This is a genomic window from Aeromonas sp. QDB34 (assembly GCF_027705405.1).
In the GTDB taxonomy this organism is placed as follows: Bacteria; Pseudomonadota; Gammaproteobacteria; order Enterobacterales; family Aeromonadaceae; genus Aeromonas; species Aeromonas hydrophila.
In genome coordinates, this window is record NZ_JAPDBT010000001.1 from 125,976 (window position 1) to 149,674 (window position 23,699).

Here is a 23,699-nt window from a genome sequence, read left to right on the forward strand (position 1 = left end):
TAAATTCAGTTTCGGAACAGTACCATGGCTTCACTGCACTACAAGTTTGCCACCATGAATTCAGGCAAATCGACCCAGCTCATTCAGGCGCACTTCAATTATCTGGAGCGGGGCATGCATCCCTTGGCCATGACACCCGCCATCGACGACCGCTTCGGGGTCGGGGTGATCAGTGCCCGGGTGGGGTTGGAGCTGAGAGTCGAGGTATTCAGCGATAGCTGCGATCTGTTCGAGATGGTAAAAGCCCGCCATGCCGAGCGGCACATCGACGTGTTCATCGTCGATGAAGCCCAGTTCCTGACCAAGGAGCAGGTCTATCAGCTGGCCCGCATCGTCGATGAGCAGGACATTCCGGTGATCGCCTACGGCCTCAAGACCGATTTTCGTGGCGAGCTGTTTCCCGGCTCCTACCACCTGCTCTGCCTGGCCGACAAGTTCGAGGAGCTGAAAAGCATCTGCTGGTGCGGCAACAAGGCACACATGAACTCCCGGGTCAATGAAGCCGGCCAGGTGATGCGCGATGGCGAACAGGTGGAGATCGGTGGCAATGATCGTTATGTCTCTCTGTGCCGCAAACACTATCTGGAAGGGCGGGCCTTCAAATAACCCGCTCTTCATCGCGATGAGTTGATAGAAAAAGGCGCCAATCTGGCGCCTTTTTTGTTGCTGGCGGTTCAGTCAATCTCGATGTCGACGGGGGCTATGATGGGATCGGCCACCGGCAGGCGGTGGAACAGCTGGCGAAAGTGCTGCTGCACCCGGCCGATATCCACCAGCGACATGCCGGAGGCGAAGCCGAACCAGACGTAGAGGCCGGTGAGATCGCGAAACATGGGGGGCAGATAACGGGGCGCACTGATCAGCCCCTCCAGATAGTGCTGATAGAGCACCGGGATGTCGTCCAGGGTCACCTTGCCGACAAACAGCATGGGCAGGATCTCGGGCACCCCCTCCAGCACGGCGCTGCGGATGAAGTTGACCGTCTCCACATAGCCCTTCACATAGGAGAGATCCTTGGTGAAGCAGGCGCCCCCCTCGACCATGCCGCCGCGAAACACCCGCTGGGTGATCTTGTAGGCGTCGTGTTCGCTGGTGCCCTGGCCGACGAAGTGCTGGAACACTTCGATGAAGTCGGCGCCGCGCTCCGCCATGTCGATGGCCATCACCCGATCCGAGATACGCTTGGCCCGGTCCGGGAACGAGCTGAAGGTGAGGGTTTCTATCAGCACCGCCAACCCCTCCTGACAGGCGGTGATGCGCGGCGAACCGGCACTGAGCCAGGTGGCATAGGGTTGCTGGCGCCCGTTGAGGGTGGTGCCCACGTGCACCCAGCCCTCGTGGACCTCCAGCACTTGCAGATCCAGCTCGGAGAAGCGGGCGTGGGAGTTGAGCTTGATGTAATCGCCGCCGGCCGCCGCGTCCGAGACGATGCCATCGCTCAGCTTGACCTGCACGGTGCCGTCACTGAAATAGCTCGACAGCTTGCCCTGCAATTTGGCCACCGCCGCTTCCCCCTCGTATTCTTTGGGGTAGGGGCGGACCAAGTGGCGGGCGCCGGGCAGGGAGAAGATGTCGCACAGCCTCGCGCCCAGCTCCTTGAGGGTCTTGCGATCGCCGCGCAGGTGATCGCCAGCCGAACCGTACAGCAGCTGGCTGTAGCGCAGGAAGTCCGGTTGGCCGCGCTGGCGCAGCATCTCGATGACCACCATGTATTGATCCACCGTCTCCTGCAGGATGCGGCCAAGCTCGTCCTGGGGGCCGAGCCGGCGGCGGATCCGGTCCCGCAGCTCCTTGAGCTCCAGATACTTGTTGCGGGGATCGAAGCCGAGGGGCAGGCCATCATAGAAGGCTTTGTCGACGGCCGGCAGCGTACGTCCTCCACTGGCCAGAAAGTCGGCCTGCAGGTGACGGGGCCACTTGATGGCATCCAGAATGCGGATGGGCTTTTGCAGGATCAAGAGTTCATCCGAGAGGGATTTCAGATGCAGGCGGTACTTTTCTTGGATGGTCATTTAGCCCCCTGTGGGGCGAGTGTGGCGCTGGAATGGGGTGAGTATATGCAGGCGGCTTGCCAAAAAGAAGCGAGGCAGGTGCTTATCCGGCCAGTGCGCTTTTGGTTGCCGGAAAATTGGTTTAGACTGCGCCCCTTGATCCCAATTGTGTCGTGGAAATGATGAATATCCCCAGCTCCGAAATGATAATGCGTTGGTTGCAGCAGGCTCGTATCGAGCACTACGTCTGTGATCAGTGCCACGGTATCCACATTGTCTCTCTGCAGTCCGTCGAAGGCATTCAGGAGAGCCGGATCTTCGTCGAAGAGGAAGGGCTGCTGTTTTCATCCGAGCTGGAGGTGCGTCCCTCCGCCTTGCTGCCGCTGGTGGCCGAACTGGGTCGTCTCAACATGCAGTACCCGTCGCTCAAGGTGTTCCTCGACATCATCGATGACAACCTGCCGCGACTGGTGGTGGGCCACACCGTCTTCACCAAGGCCGGTCTGTCGGTCGAGCAGTTCCTGCTGTTCGTTGAAAGCACCATCGCTACTACGCATGAAGTGGTCTCCGAATGCGAGCGGTTGGGCTTCCTGAATCTGCCGGAAATCCAGGTTGCACCGGAGTCTGTGCACTGATTTGTGCGTTAAATGTGCGAACGGTTCGCCTGATGCAAAAAGCCGTTGACGCCGGCGGGGCTTTACCCTAAATTACGCCCCGTTCCAGCGCAACGGCGCAGCGAACACCGTGCTGGCTGAGCACGTTAAACAACAGACCAAAATTTGGTGAGGTGTCCGAGTGGCTGAAGGAGCACGCCTGGAAAGTGTGTATACGGCAACGTATCGAGGGTTCGAATCCCTCCCTCACCGCCAAATAAAACAAAAGGGCCTGTCTTGTGACAGGCCCTTTTGTTTTATCCGGTGACGGGCGGCGCGGTTCGGGCCCTGGTTCGACAGGCGGGCAGGATAGTCCGCCTGGACGGCCAGAGGCCGCCCGCAGGGCGAGCGCCATGGATGGCGCGAGTCAATCCCGACCCAGCGTACAGATTGAAAAACCGACCTGATAGTCGGTTTTTTGCTTTGGGGAAGAATTATCCGTTCATGTCGAAGAGAGAGGATGAGAACCCTCACCGGGTTCGAGCAGAGCAGCTTGCAGTGATGAACGGCCGCAGGCCGCCCCGAAGGAGTGAGCCACGCAGTGGCGAATGATCCTTTCCTCATCGCCAAACAACGTAAAAGGGCCTATCGCAAGATAGGCCCTTTTACTTTATCCGCTGACGGCGGCCGGGTTCTGACCCAGGCTCGACCTGCTGGTCGGGCTTTTGCGTTTCTGGCCGGTGATTATCTGCCGATGCCGATGCCGATGCCGATGCCGATGCCGATGCTGGGGAAGCTTGCCAAGCAGCGCGATCACTACGTTGCCTCTCTTCAGTAAGTGATCGCTGGGTAATAGGTGATAGGTAGAGATAAGTTCTGCTCTGCGCAATGGATTGCCATTTATTCAGTGATTGGTGCTGGTTGTGCAAGAGGCGGTGGTTTTATGTGCCAACTACGCAATTTGTTGCGCCGTATGGCGATGATGCAAGTGAGGGGTTGTTTTAATTATTTGTTTTTTAACGAAAAAACTGTTTGGCATGGTCACTGCTAACGGATTCGGTCGAGTGTCATTACCGTTCAACCAATCAGGAGCATACCCATGCCAACGCCATGTTATATCAGCATCGAAGGTAAAACTCAGGGCAACATTACCGCTGGTGCCTTCACCTCCGATTCCGTCGGCAACATCTTCGTGCAAGGCCACGAAGACGAGATGCTGGTGCAAGAGTTCCAGCACGTCGTGACCGTGCCGACTGACCCGCAATCCGGTCAGCCTGCTGGTCAGCGTGTCCACAAGCCGTTCAAGTTCACCGTTGCGCTGAACAAAGCCGTGCCGCTGATGTACAACTCGCTGGCTTCCGGCGAAATGCTGCCGAAAGTGACCCTGAAGTGGTACCGCACCTCCGTCGAGGGCAAGCAGGAGCACTTCTTCTCTACCGTGCTGACCGATGCCACCATCGTTGACATCGACTGCCAGATGCCGCACTGCCAGGATCCGGCGAAGTCTGACTTCACCCAGCTGATCCAGGTCTCTCTGGCCTACCGCAAAATCGATTGGGAACACACCGTTGCCGGCACTTCCGGTGCGGACGACTGGCGTGCGCCGATCGAGGCGTAACTTGCCCATCAGGGGCACTGCTTGCGGTGCCCCTTGTTTTCTTAACGCATAGCCCGTTGCTTTCAACCGAGTCAGCTAGTTTCCCCCTTATTTTTCTTATGTCCGTTTGCCTGGTGTGAGCGGGTACAAGAAAAAATCCGGGTTTACGTCTTGCCGCACGCCGTCAAGGGCGTGCGGTAGCCATGGTGTCAGAAAAACCGGGGCGATGGCGGATCTCTCACCCGGCTTGCAGTGCCCCGCCTGATGGGGCTACACGACATCTCAGAGGCGCTCAGCGATGGCAGACAGCACAGGATTACAATTTACCGTCAAGGTGGGGGCCCTGCCCGAGAGCACCTTCGTGGTGGCCGAGTTTGCGCTGGATGAGGCGCTCAACCGGCCGTTCAACCTGCGCCTAGAGCTGGCAAGTGCCCAGCCCGACATCGACTTTGGCGCCGTGCTGGACCAGCCGTGCGAGCTGCTGGTGTGGTACAACGGCGAGCTGCAGCGTCGGGTGTGCGGGGTGGTCAGTGACTTCGCGCAAGGGGACAGCGGCTTTCGCCGCACCCGCTATCAGCTGCTGGTGCAGCCGGCGCTGTGGCGGTTGTCGCTTCGCTACAACTCCCGCATCTTCCAGGCGCAAAAGCCCGATGAAATCCTCTCAATCTTGTTGCAAGAGCACGGCATTACCGACTATGCGTTTGCCCTGAAAAACGAGCACGCCAAGCGGGAATACTGTGTTCAGTACCGGGAAACCGACCTCGATTTCGTCAACCGCCTCGCCGCCGAAGAGGGGATGTTCTACTTCCACGAGTTTGAAGCGGGCAAGCACCGCATCGTGTTTGCCGATGACGCGGCAGCCCTGACCGCTGGCCCCGAGCTCTTCTTCAACCTCGGCAACCATTCCCTCGAGCAAGGCCCCTATGTCGGGCAGTTCCACTATCGGGAGGCAGTGCGCCCCTCGGATGTGGAGCTCAAGGACTACAGCTTCAAGACCCCGGCTTATGGCCTCTCTCACAAAAAGCAGGGCGCAGAGCTCGAGCATCAACGGGATACCTACCAGCACTTCGATTTCCCGGGCCGCTACAAGCAGGACCCGAGCGGCAAGGCGTTTGCCCAACATCGGCTGGATGCCCTGCGCAATGATGCAGTGGCGGGCCAGGCTAAGTCCAACTGCGCGGCTTTACAGCCGGGGAAGAGCTTCTCACTGACCGAACATCCCAACGGCAGCCTCAACACTGACTGGCAAATCGTGCGTATCCAGCACACCGGCTTGCAGCCGCAGGCGCTGGAAGAGGAGGGGGGCAGCGGCCCCACCGTTTACCACAACGAATTTGGCGTAGTGAAAGCCAGCACCACCTGGCGGGCACGCATTGGCAGCCCGGAAGCCCCTCACAAGCCGATGGTGGATGGCCCGCAAATTGCCATGGTGGTGGGCCCCGACGGGGAGGAGATTTACTGCGACGAGCACGGCCGGGTGAAGCTGCAATTCCCGTGGGACCGCTACGGCAGCTCCAACGACCAAAGCTCCTGCTGGGTGCGGGTCTCCCAGGGCTGGGCCGGCGGCCAATACGGCATGATGGCCATCCCGCGCATCGGCCACGAGGTCATCGTGAGCTTTCTGGAAGGGGACCCCGACCAGCCCATCGTGACCGGCCGCACCTACCACGCCACCAACCGGCCGCCCTATGAGTTGCCGGCCAACAAGACCCGCACCGTGCTGCGGACCGAAACCCACCAGGGTGAGGGCTTCAACGAGCTTCGCTTTGAAGACCAGGCTGGCAAGGAAGAGATTTATATCCACGGTCAGAAAGACCTGAACGTGCTTATCGAGAACGATGCGGCGTGGCACATCAAGCATGACGAGCATCGGGATATCGACAATGAGCGGGTGACCCGTGTCAGGAAGGTGCCGGGTGAGGAAGGGGCCCCACCCAGTCTTGGCAACGATCATCTGACCGTTGAAGGAGAGAAGCGGGACCATATCAAGGCTGACTACTCGCTGACCGTGGATACCTCCATGCATCAAAAACTCGGTCAGAGCTGGCTCACCCAGGCGGGGCAGGAAGTGCACGTCAAAGCCGGTGCCAAGGTGGTGCTGGAAGCGGGTTCTGAAATTACCGTCAAGGTCGGTGGCTGCTTTATCAAGGTTGATGGCGGCGGTGTCACCCTGGTCGGCCCCACCATCAAGATGAATTCGGGTGGCAATGCAGGCTCTGGATCTGGTTGGGCTGGCAAGGTACCCAAGAGCATCGAGGGTATGCTGGACAGCCCTCACACACGCTGGATGAAGTTTTATCACCTCGACTCCGAGCTGATGCCGCTGGCGGGCACCCCATACAAGGCCGTATTGAGCGATGGTTCGGTGCGGGAGGGCACGCTGGATGGTGAGGGCATGGCGCTGCTCGAGGATGTGCCTGCTGGCACCGCTTCAGTGACCTATGACCTGCAGGACAATTTTGTCGATCTGCCCCGTGAATCCATCTCGGCCCTCACCGGCCATCTCGACAGTCTGAGCGACGAGGGCTGATATGTTCGGTAACGATCTGTTTGAACAGCTCTATGACCACCTGGATCAAGCGGTGTCTGGTGGCGCGGCCTATGTCAAACAAAGTGCAGAGGCGGTAAAAAAGGGGGTTGCTTCCAGCCTGCAGTGGATTTGGGAGGCCCTGCAGGGTGACTTCAATCCCAACCAGAGCGCGGGGCAGATTGCCGCCAATGCGGTGCTGGGTCTTATTCCCGTGGTCGATCAGGTGCTGGATTGCCGCGATCTGATTGCCAATGCCCGGGATATTTCCCGTGATCCCAAGCAGCCGGAGAAGTGGGTTTTTCTGAGCTTTACCCTGATTGGCCTGATCCCGTCGCTGGGCTCAGCCCTCAAGGGGGTGTTGAAGATCATCTTCCTGTTTGTCCGCAAGGCGGGTGGGGATGCCACCAAGGCGATCAGACCCGCAATGGCGCCCGTGCTGACGTTTCTCAGTGATCCCAAGGTCAAGAAAGTGCTGGGTATCTCGCGCCTCGACAAGGTGCTGAAAGGATTTGCCGGCCAGATCCGTGGGCTGAGAGGACAGATTGCCGTCAGCGTGCTGCTGGGTTATCTGAATGATGCAGTCAAGTCACTGACCAGTTTGATTGGCAAGATCAAGGGATTGGCTCCTGCTTCAGTCAGGATCTGGCTTGAGCAATCCCAGCGTCTGGTGTTGCAGATGCAGTCACAGGCCGGTCAGATGTTGCCTGTCGCCATGGGGCCCGTGCTCAAATCCCTCGATGAGATAGCCGCGGGATTGGAGAAAGAGGCGGTCAAGCATGCCCCTGGTTACAAGGCCGTGCCCGGTGGTACCGTTATCCACCCGCTGCCGGACGATGTGGTCAAAGTGGATCTCAAGATCCTGAGCCGCTCGAAGAAAGGGATTTATGGTGAGATCATCAGCGACAACTGGATGGCAAATCACAAGTTCGAGAACCTGTTGCCAGAACATCGCCGGGTACGTAGCCTGAATGACAAGCCCAGAGGGCGGGGCATCGATGGTATCTACAAGAATACCAATCCTCCGCCTCCCTACGTGGTGACCGAGACCAAGTTTCGGACGGCAGGGGGGGAGTATATCGACGGGGATGGCACCAAGAGCACCCAGTTGTTGTCGATGACCAAGGGGTCGGGCAAGCAGATGAGCGGCCAGTGGATAGACAAGCGATTGCCCGATGAGATCACGGACAAGAAAATATTAAAAGATCTTAAAAATGAAGGTTATGAGGCTTGGCTAATGATTGTCGATGAATCTGGTAAAGTGATACAGATAACCAAGCTGGATAAGTCAGCCAATGCCGTAGGTACGATTTCGATCAAGTAGGAGCAGTGAATGAGTTCGTTTATTGAGCAGCGTCGAGATCCACTATTATCTGAGCCGTTTTTTTTAGAGCAGATAGAGGATTATAAAGAGTCATCATATTTTGACCAAAGTTGGTGGGCTAAAATAAACGATCCCTTACATGAACGTTGGAGTGATCCACATCGACGTCCTACCCGCTCCATGGCCAGCGAAAGTATGTTCATGGACAACTTGGAACATGCAATTCTTCTTTATTCTGGTGGCGTATCCCACGAAGAGATCAATGCATGCCTCTCGATAGTAAAAAAAGAACTGCTGCGCCATAAAAAAGAGTTTCCAGATGAACAGTTTTATTACTGGGAGCAAGATGCCTATCAATATCTGCTCTGGATGTTCTCATTAAGCATCCTCTATGGCCAGGATGAGATGTTGCCCGAGTTAGTGCGTTATATCAGTAAGAATCCGGAAGGGGACGACGACCCGCTGTGGAGCGTACTGTTGGCCCGCCTGGGTTATCCTGGCTTCCCTCGAGGTCCAGAATCCTATATTCCCGAGGTGTATCGCCCGTTATTTGATGCCATCAAGGGAGATGGTGTGAATCCCACCAAGGTTGAGCGTCAGGCGAGCATCAAACAATATCTCAAAGGATGGTACAAGGGGTGTAAAGAGTGCTATTGGCACGACAGGCACAAGGCAAAGCATGCCATCTACTTTGGGTATTGGGCTTTTGAAGCGGCGCTGGTCACCTTGCTTTATGAGCTGGATGACAGCAGCTATCGAGACATGCGCTATTACCCCAAGGATCTGGTGGATTATGCCAGAGCCAATGGTATTGCAGAGAAATGGCAGGCATTGCGAGTAGCCCAACATCCTATTGCCATGCCGGGTTCAGTGGTGGAGCAGGATGGCAACTGGCGCTGCAACCTGACCGATGAGCAGTGGCAGCTTCGCAAAGGGCAGCGCTTACCTTCCCAAACCCATGTCAACAAGGATGGCATGTTGTTCTGGGTGCAGGAGTAGTCCGCAGTGTATCGATCATGCATTGTCTGCGTGATCGATACATCGCGAACCGAGCATCGTTTTGGTGCTGCCGTGGTATTGCTTGGCCCCTTTGGCTCTGTATGAAAAAATCGAGAAAGAAAGGTGAAGGCGATAAAAAAACTATTCCTGCTCCTCTCCGTCATTATCTTGTCGCCCCTGTTGATTCCCATGGTCTATATCGAAAGACGAAGAAAGAAATGGTTTCTATCAACTTTACTATCCCCTCTGCCTGAAGAGATCAGAGTCGGTAGATTGAACGCGCTGATGAATACCCGTGCCGATGAGTTACAGGGCGGCATTGTGTCAGCACTTGTTGAATTCAACTCTAATGAACATTGGGTGTGTCTCAATATTGACTGGCGAGACGTCGAGGAAGTTGAGCTGCAGGGGAACGCATTGGCGGATATTCACGGTGTCAAGGAACATTTTATTTGCTCCGAACCGGGTGAGGATACATCGGTTTGGCACATGTTGGTGCTTTATGACTTATGGCTGCAAGCGCGAGGATATGAAGTCGTGCTTTGGGATATCGATGCAGATCACTATACAGGACTTATTTGTCGAACGGATGTTCTCGATAAACTGTTAAACGAGGGGCGCAAGCTGGGTTTGGCTATGGTCAAGCTGGATCATGTGAACGAGCAATAAGATTATTGGGCGACATGGGAATGTTCAGAATAAGGTCTATTTAAAAGTTGATAAGCAATAGAAAGTCTATCTGGTTGTAAGCAAGCATTATGTACACAGCCACCCTTCCATCTTCATTATTTGCAGATACAAACGATGACATACCGCACATTATGTTTGGTACTGGCGAGCCATTGGCTCGCCGCTTGTTCCACTACGACACCTCAGACTGAATCCGACCTCTTTCAAGCCGCTCAGCAGGGCCAAGGCAAGGCGCAATATGAGCTGGCCAACCGTCTGGCGGCCAAACCGGATTATCCTGAGGCAATGCGCTGGATGAAGCAGGCTGCCGATCAAGTGGGTCCGCTGGCGGCGGATGCCGATATTAGGGGCAAGGCTGCGCTACAGGTGGGAAGTTGGTATCAGGCGGGATTGGGAGAACCTAAAAATCCTGTACTGGCCAAGCAGTGGTGGCAGCGCTCCGCCAAGTTGGGCAATTCGGAGGCCAGCTATCAACTGGGTCAGGACTGCCGGCAACGGTACAAGGGCAAGCTGGCCAGTGAGTGCCTTGATTGGTTCGAACAGGCGGCCAAGCGCGATCATGTGAATGCCCAGTTGGCTCTGGGGCAGTGGTATGCAGGTCAGGCGGGGGCTGATGAAGATGCCGTCAAATGGCTGGAGAAAGCCGCCGAACAAGGGAATCGGGATGCCCAATTCCAGCTTGGCACTCGTTATGAACAAGGGAAAGGGGTGGGCAAGCGCCCCGATCTTGCCCTGCGCTGGTATGAGAAAGCCGCCGCTCAGCAACAGCCGGATGCCTTGTTGGTACTGGCGCGCAAGGCTCCATCTGAAGAAGCATTCGGCCTCTATCAGCGAGCTGCCAATGCGGGGGCTGTATCGGCCCAGTTGTGGTTGGGACAAGCCTATCTGGTCGGTGATCTGGTTGCCCAGGATCTTGCGCTTGGCCGTTATTGGCTGGAGCTGGCTGCAGGCAGTGGTTCCCATGAGGCCGAATATCAATTGAGCCTGCAACAGAGCGATAGCGCCGCGCGAGAACATTGGTTGACATGTGCCGCAGAAGGGGGATTCAGCGAAGCTCAGCTGGCATTGGCGCAATGGCAGCAAGAGCAAGGGGATCTCGTCACCGCGCGCCAGTATTTTGCTTTGGCAGCAGCACAGGGCAACGTCGATGCTCACTATGCCTATGGCGAGATGCTACGGCTGGGATTGGGCGGCAAGGAAGACTACCCGCAGGCGCTTAAACAGTATCGACTGGCCGCCAATGCCCTACACCGATCAGCCCAATACCGCATGGGCATGATGCGGGAGCAGGGGTTGGGAGCTCCACGCAATAGACTGCATGCTTATGCGTGGTATCTGCTTGCTGCCACGGATGGAAATAGTGAGGTTTCTGAAGCACGTGACGAGCTTGAAAAAGGTATGACTGAAAAAGAGAAGAGCGCAGGGCAAAAACTTGCTCAGCATTGGTTTGTAGCGCTTTCCCAAGGGAAGAAATTGAACAGTTAGTCTATTTTTTGTCAACAAGGATGAGTTTACAATCTACCTGAACGGTCGATGACCCAGAGCGCTTGATATAAGCCGCCTTATTCTGGTGATATCGTCGTGCATATTATGTCCTTCAGTCCCTTCATTGTTTTGCATGGTGAAGGGATTTTTTGTTCTTGAATTGTCATTTTTTGTTACATATTTTTGTCTGGTCGCGACCATCTTTGTCGCACTGCCTCATGGTGAGATGCATGAATCACTAACATTCAAATTTATTGACTCTGGAATCTATTTTTCTGAGAGCGAGGCCTATTTTCAATAATCAAGTGAAACCGTCTCAATTTGATTGTAACTATCTGTTTTTGCTTTGCTTTTGTATTTAAAGGTCTCTTCTTTGATAAATAATAAATTGACTACCGGTGCTACACACATATACCATGCGGCGCAAATGGCTCTTAGGCCAATATGACCTCTAACAAAGATTAGAGGCAAAATCGGATTGTATAGATAACAAGATGCATACTGCGTTTTTGGTTATTAGAGCTTTTGCTTTGGTATATCGGAGACGCATCGTCAGCTGATGAACTTCTCACTGAATCCATCGGTGTTTCAGTCAACTGTCATTTTTGACAGTTGTTGGTAAGGGCGTTGGCTATAAGCTTTAGGGTCTTGGTTGACCCTTAACTTGGTATTTAGAGCATGGGAAAAGGAATTGACGGCGGCACTGTTGCGCCCAAAGAACGTATCAACATCAAATATGTACCGGCAACCGGTGGTCAGCAGGCGGAAATAGAGCTTCCGTTGACCATGATGGTGGTCGGCAATATGAAGGGCCGTACTGAAGACACTCCGATCGAGGAGCGTCAGACCGTCTCTATCGACAAGAATAACTTCTCGTCTGTCATGAAAGAATCCGCGCTGGAACTGAAGTTTTCCGTTCCCAATCGTCTGGAAGAGAATAGCCAGGATGAGCTGCCGGTTTCGATCAAGATCCAGTCTCTGGAAGACTTCACCCCTGACAGCGTGGCACAGCAAGTGCCCGAGCTGCGCAAGCTGCTGGAACTGCGTGAGGCCTTGGTTGCCCTGAAGGGGCCACTGGGCAATATCCCTGCCTTCCGCAATCGTTTGCAAGATCTGCTGTCCAGTGATGACGCTCGTGAGCAGCTGCTCAAGGAGCTGGATTTGATTAAGCCTGCCGAGTGATCGCCGGGTTGGATTGACTGAACGAGAAAGGAATAAACATGTCTTTGGTCGAAGAACAGGTTCAAGCGGGGGCGAGTGCCGCCTCCTCGTCCTTGCTGGACGAAATCATGGCGCAAGCTCGTATTACCCCGGTGGATGAAGGTTACAGCGTTGCCAAGCAGGGGGTTGCAGCCCTGATCGCCAACATTCTGGACAGCGGTACCACCAGCGAGCCAGTCAACAAGGCGCTGGTGGACAGCATGATTGTCGAGCTCGACAAGAAGCTCAGCAAGCAGATGGACGTGATCCTGCACGCCAAGGATCTGCAGGAGATGGAGTCCTCCTGGCGCTCCCTCAAGCTGCTGGTGGATCGCACCGATTTTCGCGAGAACATCAAGATTCAGGTGCTGCATGCCACCAAGGAAGAGCTGCTGGAAGATTTTGAGTTCTCGCCCGAAATCACCCAGTCCGGCCTCTACAAGCATGTCTATTCCAGCGGTTATGGCCAGTTTGGTGGCCAGCCGGTGGGGGCCGTGATCGGTGATTACGCCTTCACCCACAGCGCACCCGACATCAAGCTGATGCAATACGTCAGTGCGGTGGGGGCCATGGCCCATGCGCCGTTTATCTCTTCCGTCGCACCAGCCTTCTTCGGCGTCGACAGCTTTACCGATCTGCCTTCCATCAAGGATCTGAAATCGGTATTCGAAGGGCCGGCCTACACCAAGTGGCGTTCCCTGCGTGAATCGGAAGATGCCCGTTATCTGGGCCTGACTGCACCGCGCTTCCTGGCGCGTCTGCCCTACGACCCGACCGAAAACCCCATCAAGGGTTTCAACTATCAGGAAGATATCAGCTCGGATCACGACCACTATCTGTGGGGCAACACCGCCTACCTGATGGGGACTTCCCTGACCGACAGTTTCGCCAAGTATCGCTGGTGCCCGAACATCATAGGCCCGCAAAGCGGCGGCGCCATCCACGATCTGCCGGTGCACGTCTACGAGGCCATGGGTCAGCTGCAGGCGAAGATCCCGACCGAGGTGCTGATCACCGACCGTCGCGAATACGAGCTGTCGGAAGAGGGTTTCATCACCCTGACCATGCGCAAGGACAGCGACAACGCCGCCTTCTTCTCCGCCAACTCGGTACAAAAACCCAAGGTGTTCCCGAACACCAAGGAAGGCAAAGAAGCGGAAACCAACTACAAGCTGGGTACCCAGCTGCCCTACATGTTCATCATCAACCGCCTGGCGCACTACATCAAAGTGCTGCAGCGCGAGCAGATCGGCTCCTGGAAAGAGCGTCAGGATCTGGAACGCGAGCTGAATGGCTGGATCAAGCAGTACGTTGCTGATCAGGAGAACCCGCCGGCAGACGTACGTAGCCGTCGTCCGCTGCGCGCCGCCCAGATCAAGGTGCTGGATGTGGAAGGGGAGCCGGGCTGGTACCAGGTTGCCATGGCCGTGCGCCCGCACTTCAAGTACATGGGAGCGAGCTTCGAGCTCTCTCTGGTAGGTCGACTGGACAAGGAATAAGGCCCGATGCCGCATCTCTCTTCCTGGGATAGAGGAAATGCGGCCAGCCTGTTTGATCGCATCCGGGGGGAGGGGCTTGGCTCTTCCCCTCGTTCGGAAGTTGATGAACTGGTCGACTCTGTCAAACGGCAGCTCGACCAGATCCTCAACACCCGCCCCGGCAATTGCCGCAGTGCACCCGATCTGGGGGTCATTGATCTCAATGACGCCACTCAGGGCAGTGCGGATATCAAGGGGCGGATCCGGGAAGCGATCCGGCAATGCATCCGTCGTTATGAACCACGGATCATCCATGTGGATGTTCGTTCACCCGACTATCAGGCGAGTCCGCTTGAGATGTCGTTTCAGGTGACGGCCCACGTGCGGCTGGAGCATATCGAGCAAGTTACCTCGTTCAACGTCCATATGGACAGTCACCGTCACTACCGCATGGTCTGATCAATGTCGCTGGAACATTACTTCAGGGATGAACTGGCGTTTTTGCGCCTGCAAGGGCGCGAATTTGCCGACGCCTATCCCGAGCTCACCCGCTTTCTGTCGGAGCAGAATACTGATCCGGACGTGGAGCGCCTGCTGGAGGGATTCGCCTTCCTCACGGGCAACCTGCGCGCCAAGATTGAGGATGAGTTTCCCGAGCTGACTCACGGTCTGCTCAACATGCTCTGGCCCAACTACCTGCGTCCCGTGCCCAGCATGACCATCATGCAGTTTTCGGTCATTCCGGGCGCCATTGCCCAGCCGGCGCTGGTCAGGCAAGGCTGCCAGCTCGACAGTCTGCCCCTGGACGAGGTGACCTGTCATTTCCAGACCTGTCACGATACTTGGGTCTATCCGGCCGATATCCGTCATATCGCTGCCCAGAGCGGCAACGATCTCTCCACCATCTCGCTGGATATCGCCCTGCATGCCCCTCTGCCGCTCAGTGAGCTGCAACTGGACAAGCTGCGCTTTTTCCTTGGTGGCGACAGCTACACCGCCTATGAGCTCTACTTCTGGCTTTCCAACCAGCTTTCTCATATCGAGCTGGAGATCGACGGCAAGCGCTTTCGCCAGGAGGCCAAGGCCCTCAAATCGGTCGGCTTCGAGCGCGATGACGCGCTCTTGCCCTATCCGAACAACGTCTATTCCGGCTACCGGATCCTGCAGGAGTACTTCTGCTTCCCGGAAAGCTTCCTCTTCTTCGAACTCTCCGGTGGCGAGTGGCCCAAACAGCCGTTGCCGGTGAGCGAATTCAAGGTGCACTTCTGCTTCGACCGGCCGCTGCCGGCGGAGCTTAAGATCCGTCCCGACTCCTTCATGCTCAACTGCGTGCCGGCCATCAACCTGTTCCAGCACGACAGCGAGCCGGTCAACCTCAACGGTCGTCAGGCGGAGTATCCCCTCAAGGCAAGTTATCGCCATGCCGACAGCTTCGAGATCTTCTCGGTGGATCAGGTGGAGGGCTGGGTCGAGGGGAACCTCGGCCGCTCCCGCGGTACGCCGCGCATCTATCAGCCATTCGAGAGCTTCCAGCACCAGATTGAGCGGGCCAAACAGCGGCTGGCGCTCTACTACCGGGTGCGAGTCAAGGAGGCGGTGAGCGGGGATGGTTTCGAACACAACCTCTCGTTCGTGCGCGGGGATGAAACCACCACGGTCGAACTGGATGAATCCATCTCGGTGACGCTCACCTGCACCAACCGCTCTCGCGCCGCCCGTCTCAAGGTGGGCAGCGTCTGCGTGCCGACCGGCAGCTCGCCCTCCTTTGCCACCTTCCGCAACCTTATCCGGCCGACCCGGCCGCTGCGCCCGGCGCTGGACGGCAGTCTGCACTGGACGCTGATATCCAACCTGTCGCTCAACTATGTCTCCCTGCTGCGCCGCGATGCCCTGGTGCAGGTGTTGCGCACCTACGATTTTCCGGCGCTGCACGACAAGCAGGCCGAGCAGGCCTCGCGCAAGCGGCTGGCGGGGATCGAGGAGATAGAGACCAAGCCGGTGGATCGGCTGGTGCGCGGCATGCCGGTTCGGGGGCTCAAATCGGTGCTCTCCATCCGTCAGTCCGCCTTTGGCAGCGAAGGGGAGCTTTATCTGTTCAGTACCGTGCTGGCCCACTTCTTCTCGCTCTATGCCAGCGTCAACGCCTTCCACCTGCTTGAGGTGGTCAATCTCGACAACAAGGAGCGCTACCAATGGCCAGTCCAGATCGGTCAGCACTCCCTGATGTGAACGCCGCCCGGGAGGCGCCCCGCTTCAATTTCTTTCAGCTGGTTGAGCTGCTCAACCGGCTCGATGGCGCCGATCAGGAGCGAGGGCTCGACTACCTCCCCGGTGACGAGAACATCCGCTTCAAGGCGACCGCTTCCTTGGGGTTTCCCACCAGCGACGTGCTGCAGATTGGTCGGGACGGGCAGGGGCGCCACGAGCTGGAGGTGGCCTTCCTCGGCCTGCACGGCAGTCAGTCGCCGATGCCCGGCTATTACCTCGATTCGCTGGCGTGGGAGTACGCCCAGGGGGAGCAGAAGCTCGGTCTGTTTCTGGACTTCTTCCACCACCGTCTGCTGACCCTGCTGCACCGGATCTGGCGCAAGTATCGCTATCACGTGCGGTTTCAGGACAACGGTGAGGATGGCTTCTCCCGCCTGATGTTTGCCCTGGTGGGGCTCGGCAACGAGGCGGTCTGTCAGAGCCTGCCGGTCAACCGGGCCAAGATGCTCTCCTATGCGGGCATGCTGGCCAGCCCCAGCCGCTCCCCCGAGGTGGTGGCTGGTCTGGTGGCCCACTGCTTCGATCTGGCCGACGTGCAGGTGAGCGCCTGGCAGTGGCGCAAGGTGCCTATTCATCAGGATCAGCAAAACCGCCTCGGCGGCGCCTGCGCCACTCTGGGGAGCGATTTTGTCATCGGTGACAAGGTGAATGACTGTGCCGGCAAGTTCTTGTTGAAGATCAACAACCTGAGCTTTGGCCAGTTTCTCGGCTTTCTGCCGAACGGGGAGCACTTCCACGCCCTAGTGACCTTCGTCTCCTTCATCCTGCGCGATCAGCTGGCCTGGGATCTGCGTCTGGGGTTCGGCCAGGAGCAGGCGAGGGGGCTGAGGTTGGGGGAAGAGCAGAGTGCCCGCCTGGGGTGGAGTACCTTTCTCGGCCAGCCGCCGAGTGATCCGTTCGTGACCATCTGCGTGCAGGAATAAGTGCAGACATCAGCAGCGCAGAAAATTTAACTACAGGAATCAGTGCAGGAGTAACTGTGGACGATTTTAACCAGCAACTTTCCCTGGTGGTGCTCAACAGCGAACAGCTCGACGGCAGCCAGCAGGTGCAGTACCGCTTCGACGAGATGGGGGGGACCCTGGGGGCCTCCGAACAGGATGACTGGCAACTGCGCGACAGGCTGGGGGCCGTCATGCCAGCCCACGCCCGCATCGAGCTCAACGACGGTCGCTTCTGCCTGTGCGATCTGAGCGGCCAGACCTATATCAACGGTGCCACCTCGCCCATCGGGCGGGCCCGCAAGGTGCATCTGGAGCAGGGGGACGAGCTCGTGATCGGCCCGTTCCGGCTGCGCGCCTATCTGGGGGCCATCACCCCCGAGCAGAGCCTGCAACAGGTGCTGGGCAACCGCCCCACCGAGCAGCTCGATGAGTGGCTAACCAGCGATGAGCCCGTCGTGCCGGCTGACGATCCGCGTACCCTAGCGGCCGATCCCTTGCTGGCATTGCAGCAGGAGCGCAGGGCGCCCAATCCGTTGATGGATGGCCCGCTGGCGGACGGTCGCCTGCAGGCTTCACTGCGTTCACAACCGGATGTGGACGTTCCCCCTCTTGCCCCTTTTTCTGCTGTCGAGAACACCATGAACCAAGAATTTCTGGATATGCCCGCCATCGAGAACCATCCCGATTATCAGCTGTCGCTGGACGGCGTCGATCACGTGGCCCTGACCCCGCTGATGCGCGGCCTGGGTCAACCCTTGCAACTGCAGGACACCCAGCAGGCCCACGACATGCTCGAAGAGATGGGCAAGACGGTGCGGGCCATGGTGGAGGGGCTGCTGCAGCTGCAAAACGAGCAGGCGGCGCTGGCGGACAAGCACCTGCGTCCCATCGAGGACAACCCGCTGCGCCTGGGCCTCGATTATGACGAGACCCTGGCGGTGCTGTTTGCCGAGCAGAAGAGCCCGGTCCACCTGAGTGCGCCGGCGGCGGTGGCCGAGAGCCTGCACAACGTGCGCATTCATCACGTGGCTAATCAGCAGGCCATCGGCGCGGCGCTTGACAGCATCTTGCAGGCGTTTTCGCCGCAGGCGCTGCTGGGGCGCTTCGAGCAATACCGCCGCAGCGGTGCACCGGGCACGGCCGATGAAGGCTGGGCCTGGGACATGTACCAGCACTACTACCGTGAGCTCACCTCCGCCCGTCAGCAGGGGTTCGACAAGCTGTTCCACCAGGTGTATGCCCAGGCCTATGACCAGGCCGTGCGTCAGCAACAGGGACTGATTTGATGATACGTGCGCTGATGCTGGGCGCCGCGCTGCTGGCCCTGGCAGGTTGTACCACCATGGGCAAGATGGCCGACGTGGCCATGAACCCGGATATCCAGGTGGGCAGCAATGACAGTCAACCGACGACCCTGGGGCTGAGCCTGCTGGCGGAGCCTGACGTCAACCCCAACGAGAGCGGGGAGGCGGCGCCCATCGAGTTTCAGGTGGTGCTGCTGGCAGAGGATTCCAAGCTGCTCGCCACCGACTACGACCAGGTGACCGCGGATGTGGAGAAGGCCCTTGGCAAGAACTACCTGGATCATCAGGACTACACCCTGCTGCCGGGCCAGTTCAAATACCTGCCCCCCATCAAGCTCGACGAGAAGACCCGCTACATCGGGGTGATCGCACGCTACGCCGACCCCGACAGCGCCGAGTGGCGCAAGGTCATCAAGATCAAGAGCAAGGGAACGGCTTATCAAATCCTGGTGCACCTGCGCCTGGATGAAGTGGAACTGCAAAAAGAAGAAGAATAACCATGTCGAGTCGAAATCGGGTTATCTGGCGTGAGGGGCTGTTCATCAAGCCCCAGCACTTCCAGCAACAACAAAGACATTCGGATTACGCGCTGCACGCTCGCCTGAGTGCGCTGTCCGACTATTTCTACGGCTTGCAGTCGCTCGCCATCAACGAGGATTACCTGGGCTTTGGCCGCATCGCCCTGGTGGGGGCCACCGGCATCCTGCCAGACGGTACCGTGTTCAACATCCCCAATGACGACGTGCTGCCGACCCCGCTGGAGGTCACCGACGCCTCGGTGGCCAACCAGAAGGTCTATCTGGCGCTGCCGCTCTCGGTGAGCGGCGTCAACGAGGTCAATCAGGGCGGCCAGGTGGCCACCCGGTTGCAGGCCCATCGCCACGACGTGCGCGACTTGCACAGCGAAGGGGGGGACGTGGTCTCCCTCGAAGTGGGGCGGGTCAGTCTGCGGCTGATGCTGGAGCGGGAAGACCGCAGTGCCTACGCGTCACTCGCCATCGCCCGCATTCTGGACAAGCGGCCGGACGGAGGCCTGGTGCTGGATCCCAACTTCATGCCCTGCAGCATCAGCGTCTCCGCCATCCCGACCCTCAAGCGCTTCCTCGGCGAATCGGCCGGGTTGGTCGCCGAGCGGGCCCGGAGCCTCTCCCAGCGCATCGCCGCGCCGGGTCAGCAGGGGGTGGCCGACGTGGCCGAGTTCATGATGCTGCAACTGCTCAACCGGGCCCAGCCCCAGCTCTCCCATCTGGCGCGCCTTGGTACCCTGCACCCCGAGCGGCTGCACGAATCGCTGGTACAACTCTGTGGCGAGCTGATGACCTTTACCGACGAGTCTCGCCTGCCGCCCGAGTTCCCTGCCTACCGCCACGACGATCAGCAGGTGAGCTTCGAGCCGGTGATGCTGGCCCTGCGCCAGGCGCTCAGCACCGTGCTGTCGCCGCGCGCCGTCTCCATCCAGCTGCGCAAGCACCAGTACGGCATCATGGTGGCCATGGTCAACGAGAGCGAGCTGATGACCAGCGCCGACTTTGTGCTGGCGGTGCGTGCCCGCATGCCGCAGGAGCAGCTACGCAAGCAGTTGCTGCAGCAGACCAAGGTGGCCTCCAGCGACAAGATCCGCGAGCTCATCAGCCTGCAACTGCCCGGCATTCCGCTGCTGCCGCTGCCGGTGGCGCCGCGCCAGCTGCCCTATCACGCCGGTTACAGCTACTTCCAGCTCGACCGGCAGAGCCCGGCCTGGCAGATGCTGGCGGTGGGCAACACCCTCGCCTTCCACATCGCCGGCGACTTCCCCGAGCTCGACATGCAGCTCTGGGCTATTCGCAGCCAGTGATCGCACCAAGGAATAAGCAGAGATGACCACGGACATTATCAAGAATGAGCAACTCAGCGACCTGCTGTTCGATCATGCCGAGCAGCTGGACATGGATTCGGACTACTGGTTCCGCCTGCGCGGCCAGAGCATCAACCCGATGATCGATGCGGTGACCCCCTTGCTGGGGCTGGTGCAGCGGGTACGCCTGCTGTCGCGCTACGACCGGGTGCCCGAGCTCTACCAGCGGGTGGTGACCGAGATCCAGGCCATCGAACAGGAGCTGATGGCCCAGGGCTACGAGAACGGGGTGGTGCTGTCGTTTCGCTACATCCTCTGCACCTTCATCGACGAGGCCGTGATGGGCCGTGACTGGGGCAGTCAGAGCGAATGGTCCGAGCACTCCCTGCTGACCCGCTTTCACAACGAGACCTGGGGCGGCGAGAAGGTGTTCGTGCTGCTGGCCCGCCTGCAGGAAGACCCGGTGCGTTATCGCGACATTCTGGAGTTCATCTACCTCTGTCTGTGCCTCGGTTTCGAGGGGCGTTACAAGGTGATGAGTAAGGGACAAGGGGAGTTCGAGCGCATCGTGCGCCAGTTGCACAAGCAGTTGGCCCCCGAGTCCGGCGGCGAGGCGCCCAGCGTGTTTCACCTCGATCTGGGCCAGCAGGCCTCCCGCTATCAGCTGCGCAAGCAGGTATCCCTGCGCAGCCTGTTCATGGGTGGTGCGCTGATCCTGGCGCTGATCTTTGGCCTCTATCACCACCAACTCAATAACCAGACCCAGGACGTGCTGCGTCAACTGGGCGAATTATTAAAATAAATACTTAAGGAGAGCACGCCTTGATTCGTATAGAGCTACCGGTACTGGTGGAAAGACTCAACCCCATCTGCCGTCACATGCTGGAAGAGGCTGCGGCCCTCTGCGTCAACCACCAGGGGGCCGAGATCCGCATCGAGCACCTGCTGCTCAAGATGCTGGAAACCCCGCTGAGCGACGTGCGCCAGATCCTGAAGGTGGCCGAGGTGGAGGTGGAAGAGCTCAAGACCCTGCTGCAACCGTCCGCTGCCGACAGCAGCTATGGCCAGGGTTACCCCTCCTTCTCGCCCATGCTGGTGGAGTGGCTGCAAGACAGCTGGCTGCTCGCCTCTGCCGAGCTGCAACATGCGCAGCTGCGCAGCGGCGTCATGCTGCTGGTGCTGCTGATGACCCCCCAGCGTTACCTGCCGGGCTCGGTGACTCGCCTGCTCGCCAAGGTCAATCGCGAGCTGCTGCGCCAGCAGTTCGACGAGTGGGTCAAGGAGTCCGCCGAGACACAAGTGACCACCGCCTCCGGCGGCAAGACGGCACAGGCAGCCCTGCCGGCCGATGCCAGCCTGCTGGCCCGCTTTACCGTCAACGTGACCGAACAGGCCCGCCAGGGCAGCCTGGATCCCGTGCTCTGCCGGGATCACGAAATCGACCTGATGATCGACATCCTCTCCCGTCGTCGCAAGAACAATCCCATCGTGGTGGGGGAGGCCGGTGTCGGCAAGAGCGCCCTCATCGAAGGGCTGGCCCTGCGCATGGTGGCGGGTCAGGTGCCCGAGAAGCTGCGCGGGGTCGAGCTGATGACCCTGGATCTCGGCGCTATGCAGGCCGGCGCCTCGGTCAAGGGGGAGTTCGAGAAGCGCTTCAAGGGGGTGATGCAGGAGGTCAAGGACGCCGTGCAACCTGTCATCCTGTTCATCGATGAGGCACACACCCTGATAGGGGCCGGCAACCAGGCCGGCGGGCTGGATGTTTCCAATCTCATCAAGCCGGCGCTGGCCCGGGGCGAGCTGCGCACCATCGCCGCCACCACCTGGGGTGAGTACAAGAAATACGTGGAAAAAGACGCGGCCCTGTCGCGCCGCTTCCAGCTGGTGAAGGTCGGTGAGCCCGATGCCGACGAGGCCACCGTGATCCTGCGCGGCCTGCGCAGTATCTACGAGAAGGCCCACGGGGTGCTGATCGACGAGGAGGCGCTGCAGGCCGCCGCCCAGCTCTCCGCCCGTTACATCTCCGGCCGTCAGCTGCCGGACAAGGCTATTGACGTGCTCGATACCGCCTGTGCCCGGGTGGCCATCAACCTCACCACGCCGCCGCGCGCGGTCAGCCACCTGCAAAACGCGCTGCGCCAGCGCGAGCTGGAGATCCGCCAGCTGGAGCGCCAGAGCCTGATCGGTCTTGGTGACAACGCAGAGCGCCTGGCCGAGTTGCAGGCAGCTCAGCAGGCTTGCCGTGAAGAGCTGGCCGAGCAGGAAGCCCGGTGGCAGCAACAGCAGGGGCTGGTACACCAGATTGTCGAGCTGCGCGCAGCCCTGCTGGCCGATCAGCAGGATGAGATGCTGACCAGAGAGGCGCTGGATCTCGCCGATGCGCCGCTCGATCCGCAAGCCGCTGCCGAGCAGCTGGCCACCCTCGAGCGCGAGCTGGCCGAGCTGCAGCAAGGAGAAGTGCTGGTCTCAGCTCACGTCGACAAAACCCAGATTGCCGCCGTCATTGCCGAGTGGACCGGGGTGCCCCTCAATCGCATCTCGCAAGGGGAGCTGGACGTGGTGACCCGCCTGCCGGAGTACCTCGGCGAGCTCATCAAGGGGCAGGATGTGGCGGTGGCCCACCTGCACAAGCACCTGCTGACCGCCCGCGCCGACCTGCGCCGTCCCGGCCGCCCGCTTGGCGCCTTCCTGCTGGTGGGGCCGAGCGGGGTCGGCAAGACCGAAACCGTGCTGCAGATTGCCGAGCTGATGTTCGGTGGCCGCCAGTATCTGACCACCATCAACATGTCCGAGTATCAGGAGAAGCACACCGTCTCCCGTCTGATCGGCTCGCCACCCGGCTACGTCGGTTTCGGCGAGGGGGGCGTGCTGACAGAAGCCATTCGCCAGAAGCCCTACTCGGTGGTGCTGCTGGATGAAGTGGAAAAAGCTCACCCGGATGTGCTCAACCTCTTCTATCAGGCGTTCGACAAGGGCGAGCTGGCGGACGGGGAAGGGCGCATCATCGACTGCAAGAACGTGGTCTTCTTCCTCACCTCCAACCTCGGTTTCCAGACCATCGTCGACCATGCCGAGCAGCCCGACGTGCTGCTCGATGCCCTCTATCCGGAGCTCGCCGCCTTCTTCAAGCCGGCGCTGCTGGCGCGCATGGAGGTGATCCCTTATCTGCCGCTGGGTCACGACACCTTGGTGCAGATCGTGGGCGGCAAGCTCAACCGGCTGGTCAAGCTGCTCAAGGAGCGCTTTGGCGCCGAGGTGGTGCTGGACGACGAGGTGGCAGAAGAGATCCTGCTGCGAGCCAATCGCAGCGAGAACGGTGCCCGCATGCTCGAATCCGTCATCGACGGCGCCCTGCTGCCGCCGGTCTCCCTGCAACTGCTGCAGCGCCTCTCTGCCGGTGAACCCATCAAGCGCGTCCACTTTTCCGTGGCCGATCACCAGTTCGTGGCCGAGGTGGGGGCTTGA

Annotated in this window: 19 protein-coding genes, 1 tRNA gene and 1 other RNA gene; 20 read left to right on the forward strand and 1 reads right to left on the reverse strand. The window is 58.9% G+C overall.

The window, feature by feature from the left end:
• The first annotated feature begins 24 nt into the window (after positions 1 to 24).
• A complete protein-coding gene (locus tag OKC29_RS00635) occupies positions 25 to 606 on the forward strand; it encodes a thymidine kinase (protein WP_011705703.1) in 582 nt (193 codons plus the stop codon).
• 68 nt (positions 607 to 674) lie between these two features.
• Here OKC29_RS00635 and OKC29_RS00640 read toward each other — a convergent pair whose 3' ends face one another.
• A complete protein-coding gene (locus OKC29_RS00640; protein ID WP_073349856.1) occupies positions 675 to 2,012 on the reverse strand; it encodes a flavohemoglobin expression-modulating QEGLA motif protein in 1,338 nt (445 codons plus the stop codon).
• 158 nt (positions 2,013 to 2,170) lie between these two features.
• Between OKC29_RS00640 and OKC29_RS00645 the strand changes: the two genes are divergently transcribed.
• From OKC29_RS00645 to tssH, 19 genes are all read left to right on the forward strand, one after another.
• Positions 2,171 to 2,626: a YbjN domain-containing protein gene (locus OKC29_RS00645; RefSeq protein WP_029301206.1), complete on the forward strand. Its 456-nt coding sequence runs from the start codon at positions 2,171 to 2,173 to the stop codon at positions 2,624 to 2,626.
• A 146-nt stretch (positions 2,627 to 2,772) separates the two neighbouring features.
• Positions 2,773 to 2,860, forward strand: a tRNA-Ser gene (locus tag OKC29_RS00650).
• Between the two features lie 223 nt (positions 2,861 to 3,083).
• Positions 3,084 to 3,213, forward strand: a non-coding RNA gene (locus tag OKC29_RS00655) — RtT sRNA.
• 470 nt (positions 3,214 to 3,683) lie between these two features.
• A complete protein-coding gene (gene hcp1 / locus OKC29_RS00660) occupies positions 3,684 to 4,202 on the forward strand; it encodes a type VI secretion system effector Hcp1 (protein ID WP_010634822.1) in 519 nt (172 codons plus the stop codon).
• A gap of 277 nt (positions 4,203 to 4,479) precedes the next feature.
• On the forward strand, positions 4,480 to 6,711 hold the full coding sequence (gene vgrG, locus OKC29_RS00665) for a type VI secretion system effector VgrG (protein WP_073349858.1): 2,232 nt from the start codon (positions 4,480 to 4,482) through the stop codon (positions 6,709 to 6,711).
• A gap of 1 nt (position 6,712) precedes the next feature.
• Positions 6,713 to 8,032 (forward strand): type VI secretion system polymorphic nuclease effector, encoded by a 1,320-nt coding sequence (locus OKC29_RS00670; protein ID WP_073349860.1) that lies wholly within the window; start codon positions 6,713 to 6,715, stop codon positions 8,030 to 8,032.
• 9 nt (positions 8,033 to 8,041) lie between these two features.
• Positions 8,042 to 9,031 (forward strand): type VI secretion system immunity protein, encoded by a 990-nt coding sequence (locus OKC29_RS00675; RefSeq protein ID WP_073349862.1) that lies wholly within the window; start codon positions 8,042 to 8,044, stop codon positions 9,029 to 9,031.
• Positions 9,032 to 9,154: 123 nt separating this feature from the next.
• The gene (locus OKC29_RS00680; RefSeq protein ID WP_073349864.1) at positions 9,155 to 9,700 is read left to right on the forward strand and encodes a DUF6630 family protein; all 546 of its coding nucleotides are present in this window, start codon (positions 9,155 to 9,157) and stop codon (positions 9,698 to 9,700) included.
• A 135-nt stretch (positions 9,701 to 9,835) separates the two neighbouring features.
• Positions 9,836 to 11,206 carry a tetratricopeptide repeat protein gene (locus OKC29_RS00685; RefSeq protein ID WP_162275665.1) on the forward strand — a complete coding sequence of 457 codons (1,371 nt, stop codon included), beginning with the start codon at positions 9,836 to 9,838 and terminating at the stop codon, positions 11,204 to 11,206.
• 678 nt (positions 11,207 to 11,884) lie between these two features.
• On the forward strand, positions 11,885 to 12,388 hold the full coding sequence (tssB, locus tag OKC29_RS00690; protein ID WP_005299975.1) for a type VI secretion system contractile sheath small subunit: 504 nt from the start codon (positions 11,885 to 11,887) through the stop codon (positions 12,386 to 12,388).
• Positions 12,389 to 12,426: 38 nt separating this feature from the next.
• Positions 12,427 to 13,905 carry a type VI secretion system contractile sheath large subunit gene (gene tssC / locus OKC29_RS00695; protein WP_073349868.1) on the forward strand — a complete coding sequence of 493 codons (1,479 nt, stop codon included), beginning with the start codon at positions 12,427 to 12,429 and terminating at the stop codon, positions 13,903 to 13,905.
• Between the two features lie 6 nt (positions 13,906 to 13,911).
• Positions 13,912 to 14,343: a type VI secretion system baseplate subunit TssE gene (tssE, locus tag OKC29_RS00700; RefSeq protein WP_005299981.1), complete on the forward strand. Its 432-nt coding sequence runs from the start codon at positions 13,912 to 13,914 to the stop codon at positions 14,341 to 14,343.
• A gap of 3 nt (positions 14,344 to 14,346) precedes the next feature.
• The gene (tssF, locus tag OKC29_RS00705; RefSeq protein WP_073349870.1) at positions 14,347 to 16,113 is read left to right on the forward strand and encodes a type VI secretion system baseplate subunit TssF; all 1,767 of its coding nucleotides are present in this window, start codon (positions 14,347 to 14,349) and stop codon (positions 16,111 to 16,113) included.
• Complete coding sequence (gene tssG, locus OKC29_RS00710; RefSeq protein WP_029303268.1) at positions 16,077 to 17,075, forward strand: type VI secretion system baseplate subunit TssG; 999 nt, start codon at positions 16,077 to 16,079, stop codon at positions 17,073 to 17,075. The genes tssF and tssG overlap by 37 nt, the downstream gene beginning before the upstream one ends.
• 56 nt (positions 17,076 to 17,131) lie before the next feature.
• Complete coding sequence (tagH, locus tag OKC29_RS00715; protein WP_049048591.1) at positions 17,132 to 18,382, forward strand: type VI secretion system-associated FHA domain protein TagH; 1,251 nt, start codon at positions 17,132 to 17,134, stop codon at positions 18,380 to 18,382.
• Entirely contained in the window at positions 18,382 to 18,897 is a 516-nt protein-coding gene (tssJ, locus tag OKC29_RS00720) for a type VI secretion system lipoprotein TssJ (protein ID WP_011705718.1), read from the forward strand. Before tagH ends, tssJ begins: the two co-directional genes overlap by 1 nt.
• A 2-nt stretch (positions 18,898 to 18,899) precedes the next feature.
• Complete coding sequence (gene tssK, locus OKC29_RS00725) at positions 18,900 to 20,234, forward strand: type VI secretion system baseplate subunit TssK (protein WP_017411064.1); 1,335 nt, start codon at positions 18,900 to 18,902, stop codon at positions 20,232 to 20,234.
• A gap of 22 nt (positions 20,235 to 20,256) precedes the next feature.
• On the forward strand, positions 20,257 to 21,036 hold the full coding sequence (icmH, locus tag OKC29_RS00730; RefSeq protein WP_162275666.1) for a type IVB secretion system protein IcmH/DotU: 780 nt from the start codon (positions 20,257 to 20,259) through the stop codon (positions 21,034 to 21,036).
• A gap of 20 nt (positions 21,037 to 21,056) precedes the next feature.
• Complete coding sequence (gene tssH / locus OKC29_RS00735; protein ID WP_073349873.1) at positions 21,057 to 23,699, forward strand: type VI secretion system ATPase TssH; 2,643 nt, start codon at positions 21,057 to 21,059, stop codon at positions 23,697 to 23,699.

Excerpts from the sequence above, each read along its gene's own strand:
- icmH (WP_162275666.1), top strand. The coding sequence starts at position 20,257 with ATGACCACGGACATTATCAAGAATGAGCAACTCAGCGACCTGCTGTTC.
- OKC29_RS00685 (WP_162275665.1), top strand. The coding sequence starts at position 9,836 with ATGACATACCGCACATTATGTTTGGTACTGGCGAGCCATTGGCTCGCC.
- OKC29_RS00675 (WP_073349862.1), top strand. The coding sequence starts at position 8,042 with ATGAGTTCGTTTATTGAGCAGCGTCGAGATCCACTATTATCTGAGCCG.
- OKC29_RS00645 (WP_029301206.1), top strand. The coding sequence starts at position 2,171 with ATGATGAATATCCCCAGCTCCGAAATGATAATGCGTTGGTTGCAGCAG.
- hcp1 (WP_010634822.1), top strand. The coding sequence starts at position 3,684 with ATGCCAACGCCATGTTATATCAGCATCGAAGGTAAAACTCAGGGCAAC.
- tssF (WP_073349870.1), top strand. The coding sequence starts at position 14,347 with ATGTCGCTGGAACATTACTTCAGGGATGAACTGGCGTTTTTGCGCCTG.
- tssE (WP_005299981.1), top strand. The coding sequence starts at position 13,912 with ATGCCGCATCTCTCTTCCTGGGATAGAGGAAATGCGGCCAGCCTGTTT.
- tssG (WP_029303268.1), top strand. The coding sequence starts at position 16,077 with ATGGCCAGTCCAGATCGGTCAGCACTCCCTGATGTGAACGCCGCCCGG.
- OKC29_RS00640 (WP_073349856.1), bottom strand. The coding sequence starts at position 2,012 with ATGACCATCCAAGAAAAGTACCGCCTGCATCTGAAATCCCTCTCGGAT.
- OKC29_RS00670 (WP_073349860.1), top strand. The coding sequence starts at position 6,713 with ATGTTCGGTAACGATCTGTTTGAACAGCTCTATGACCACCTGGATCAA.
- vgrG (WP_073349858.1), top strand. The coding sequence starts at position 4,480 with ATGGCAGACAGCACAGGATTACAATTTACCGTCAAGGTGGGGGCCCTG.
- tssC (WP_073349868.1), top strand. The coding sequence starts at position 12,427 with ATGTCTTTGGTCGAAGAACAGGTTCAAGCGGGGGCGAGTGCCGCCTCC.
- tssB (WP_005299975.1), top strand. The coding sequence starts at position 11,885 with ATGGGAAAAGGAATTGACGGCGGCACTGTTGCGCCCAAAGAACGTATC.
- OKC29_RS00635 (WP_011705703.1), top strand. The coding sequence starts at position 25 with ATGGCTTCACTGCACTACAAGTTTGCCACCATGAATTCAGGCAAATCG.
- tssJ (WP_011705718.1), top strand. The coding sequence starts at position 18,382 with ATGATACGTGCGCTGATGCTGGGCGCCGCGCTGCTGGCCCTGGCAGGT.
- tssK (WP_017411064.1), top strand. The coding sequence starts at position 18,900 with ATGTCGAGTCGAAATCGGGTTATCTGGCGTGAGGGGCTGTTCATCAAG.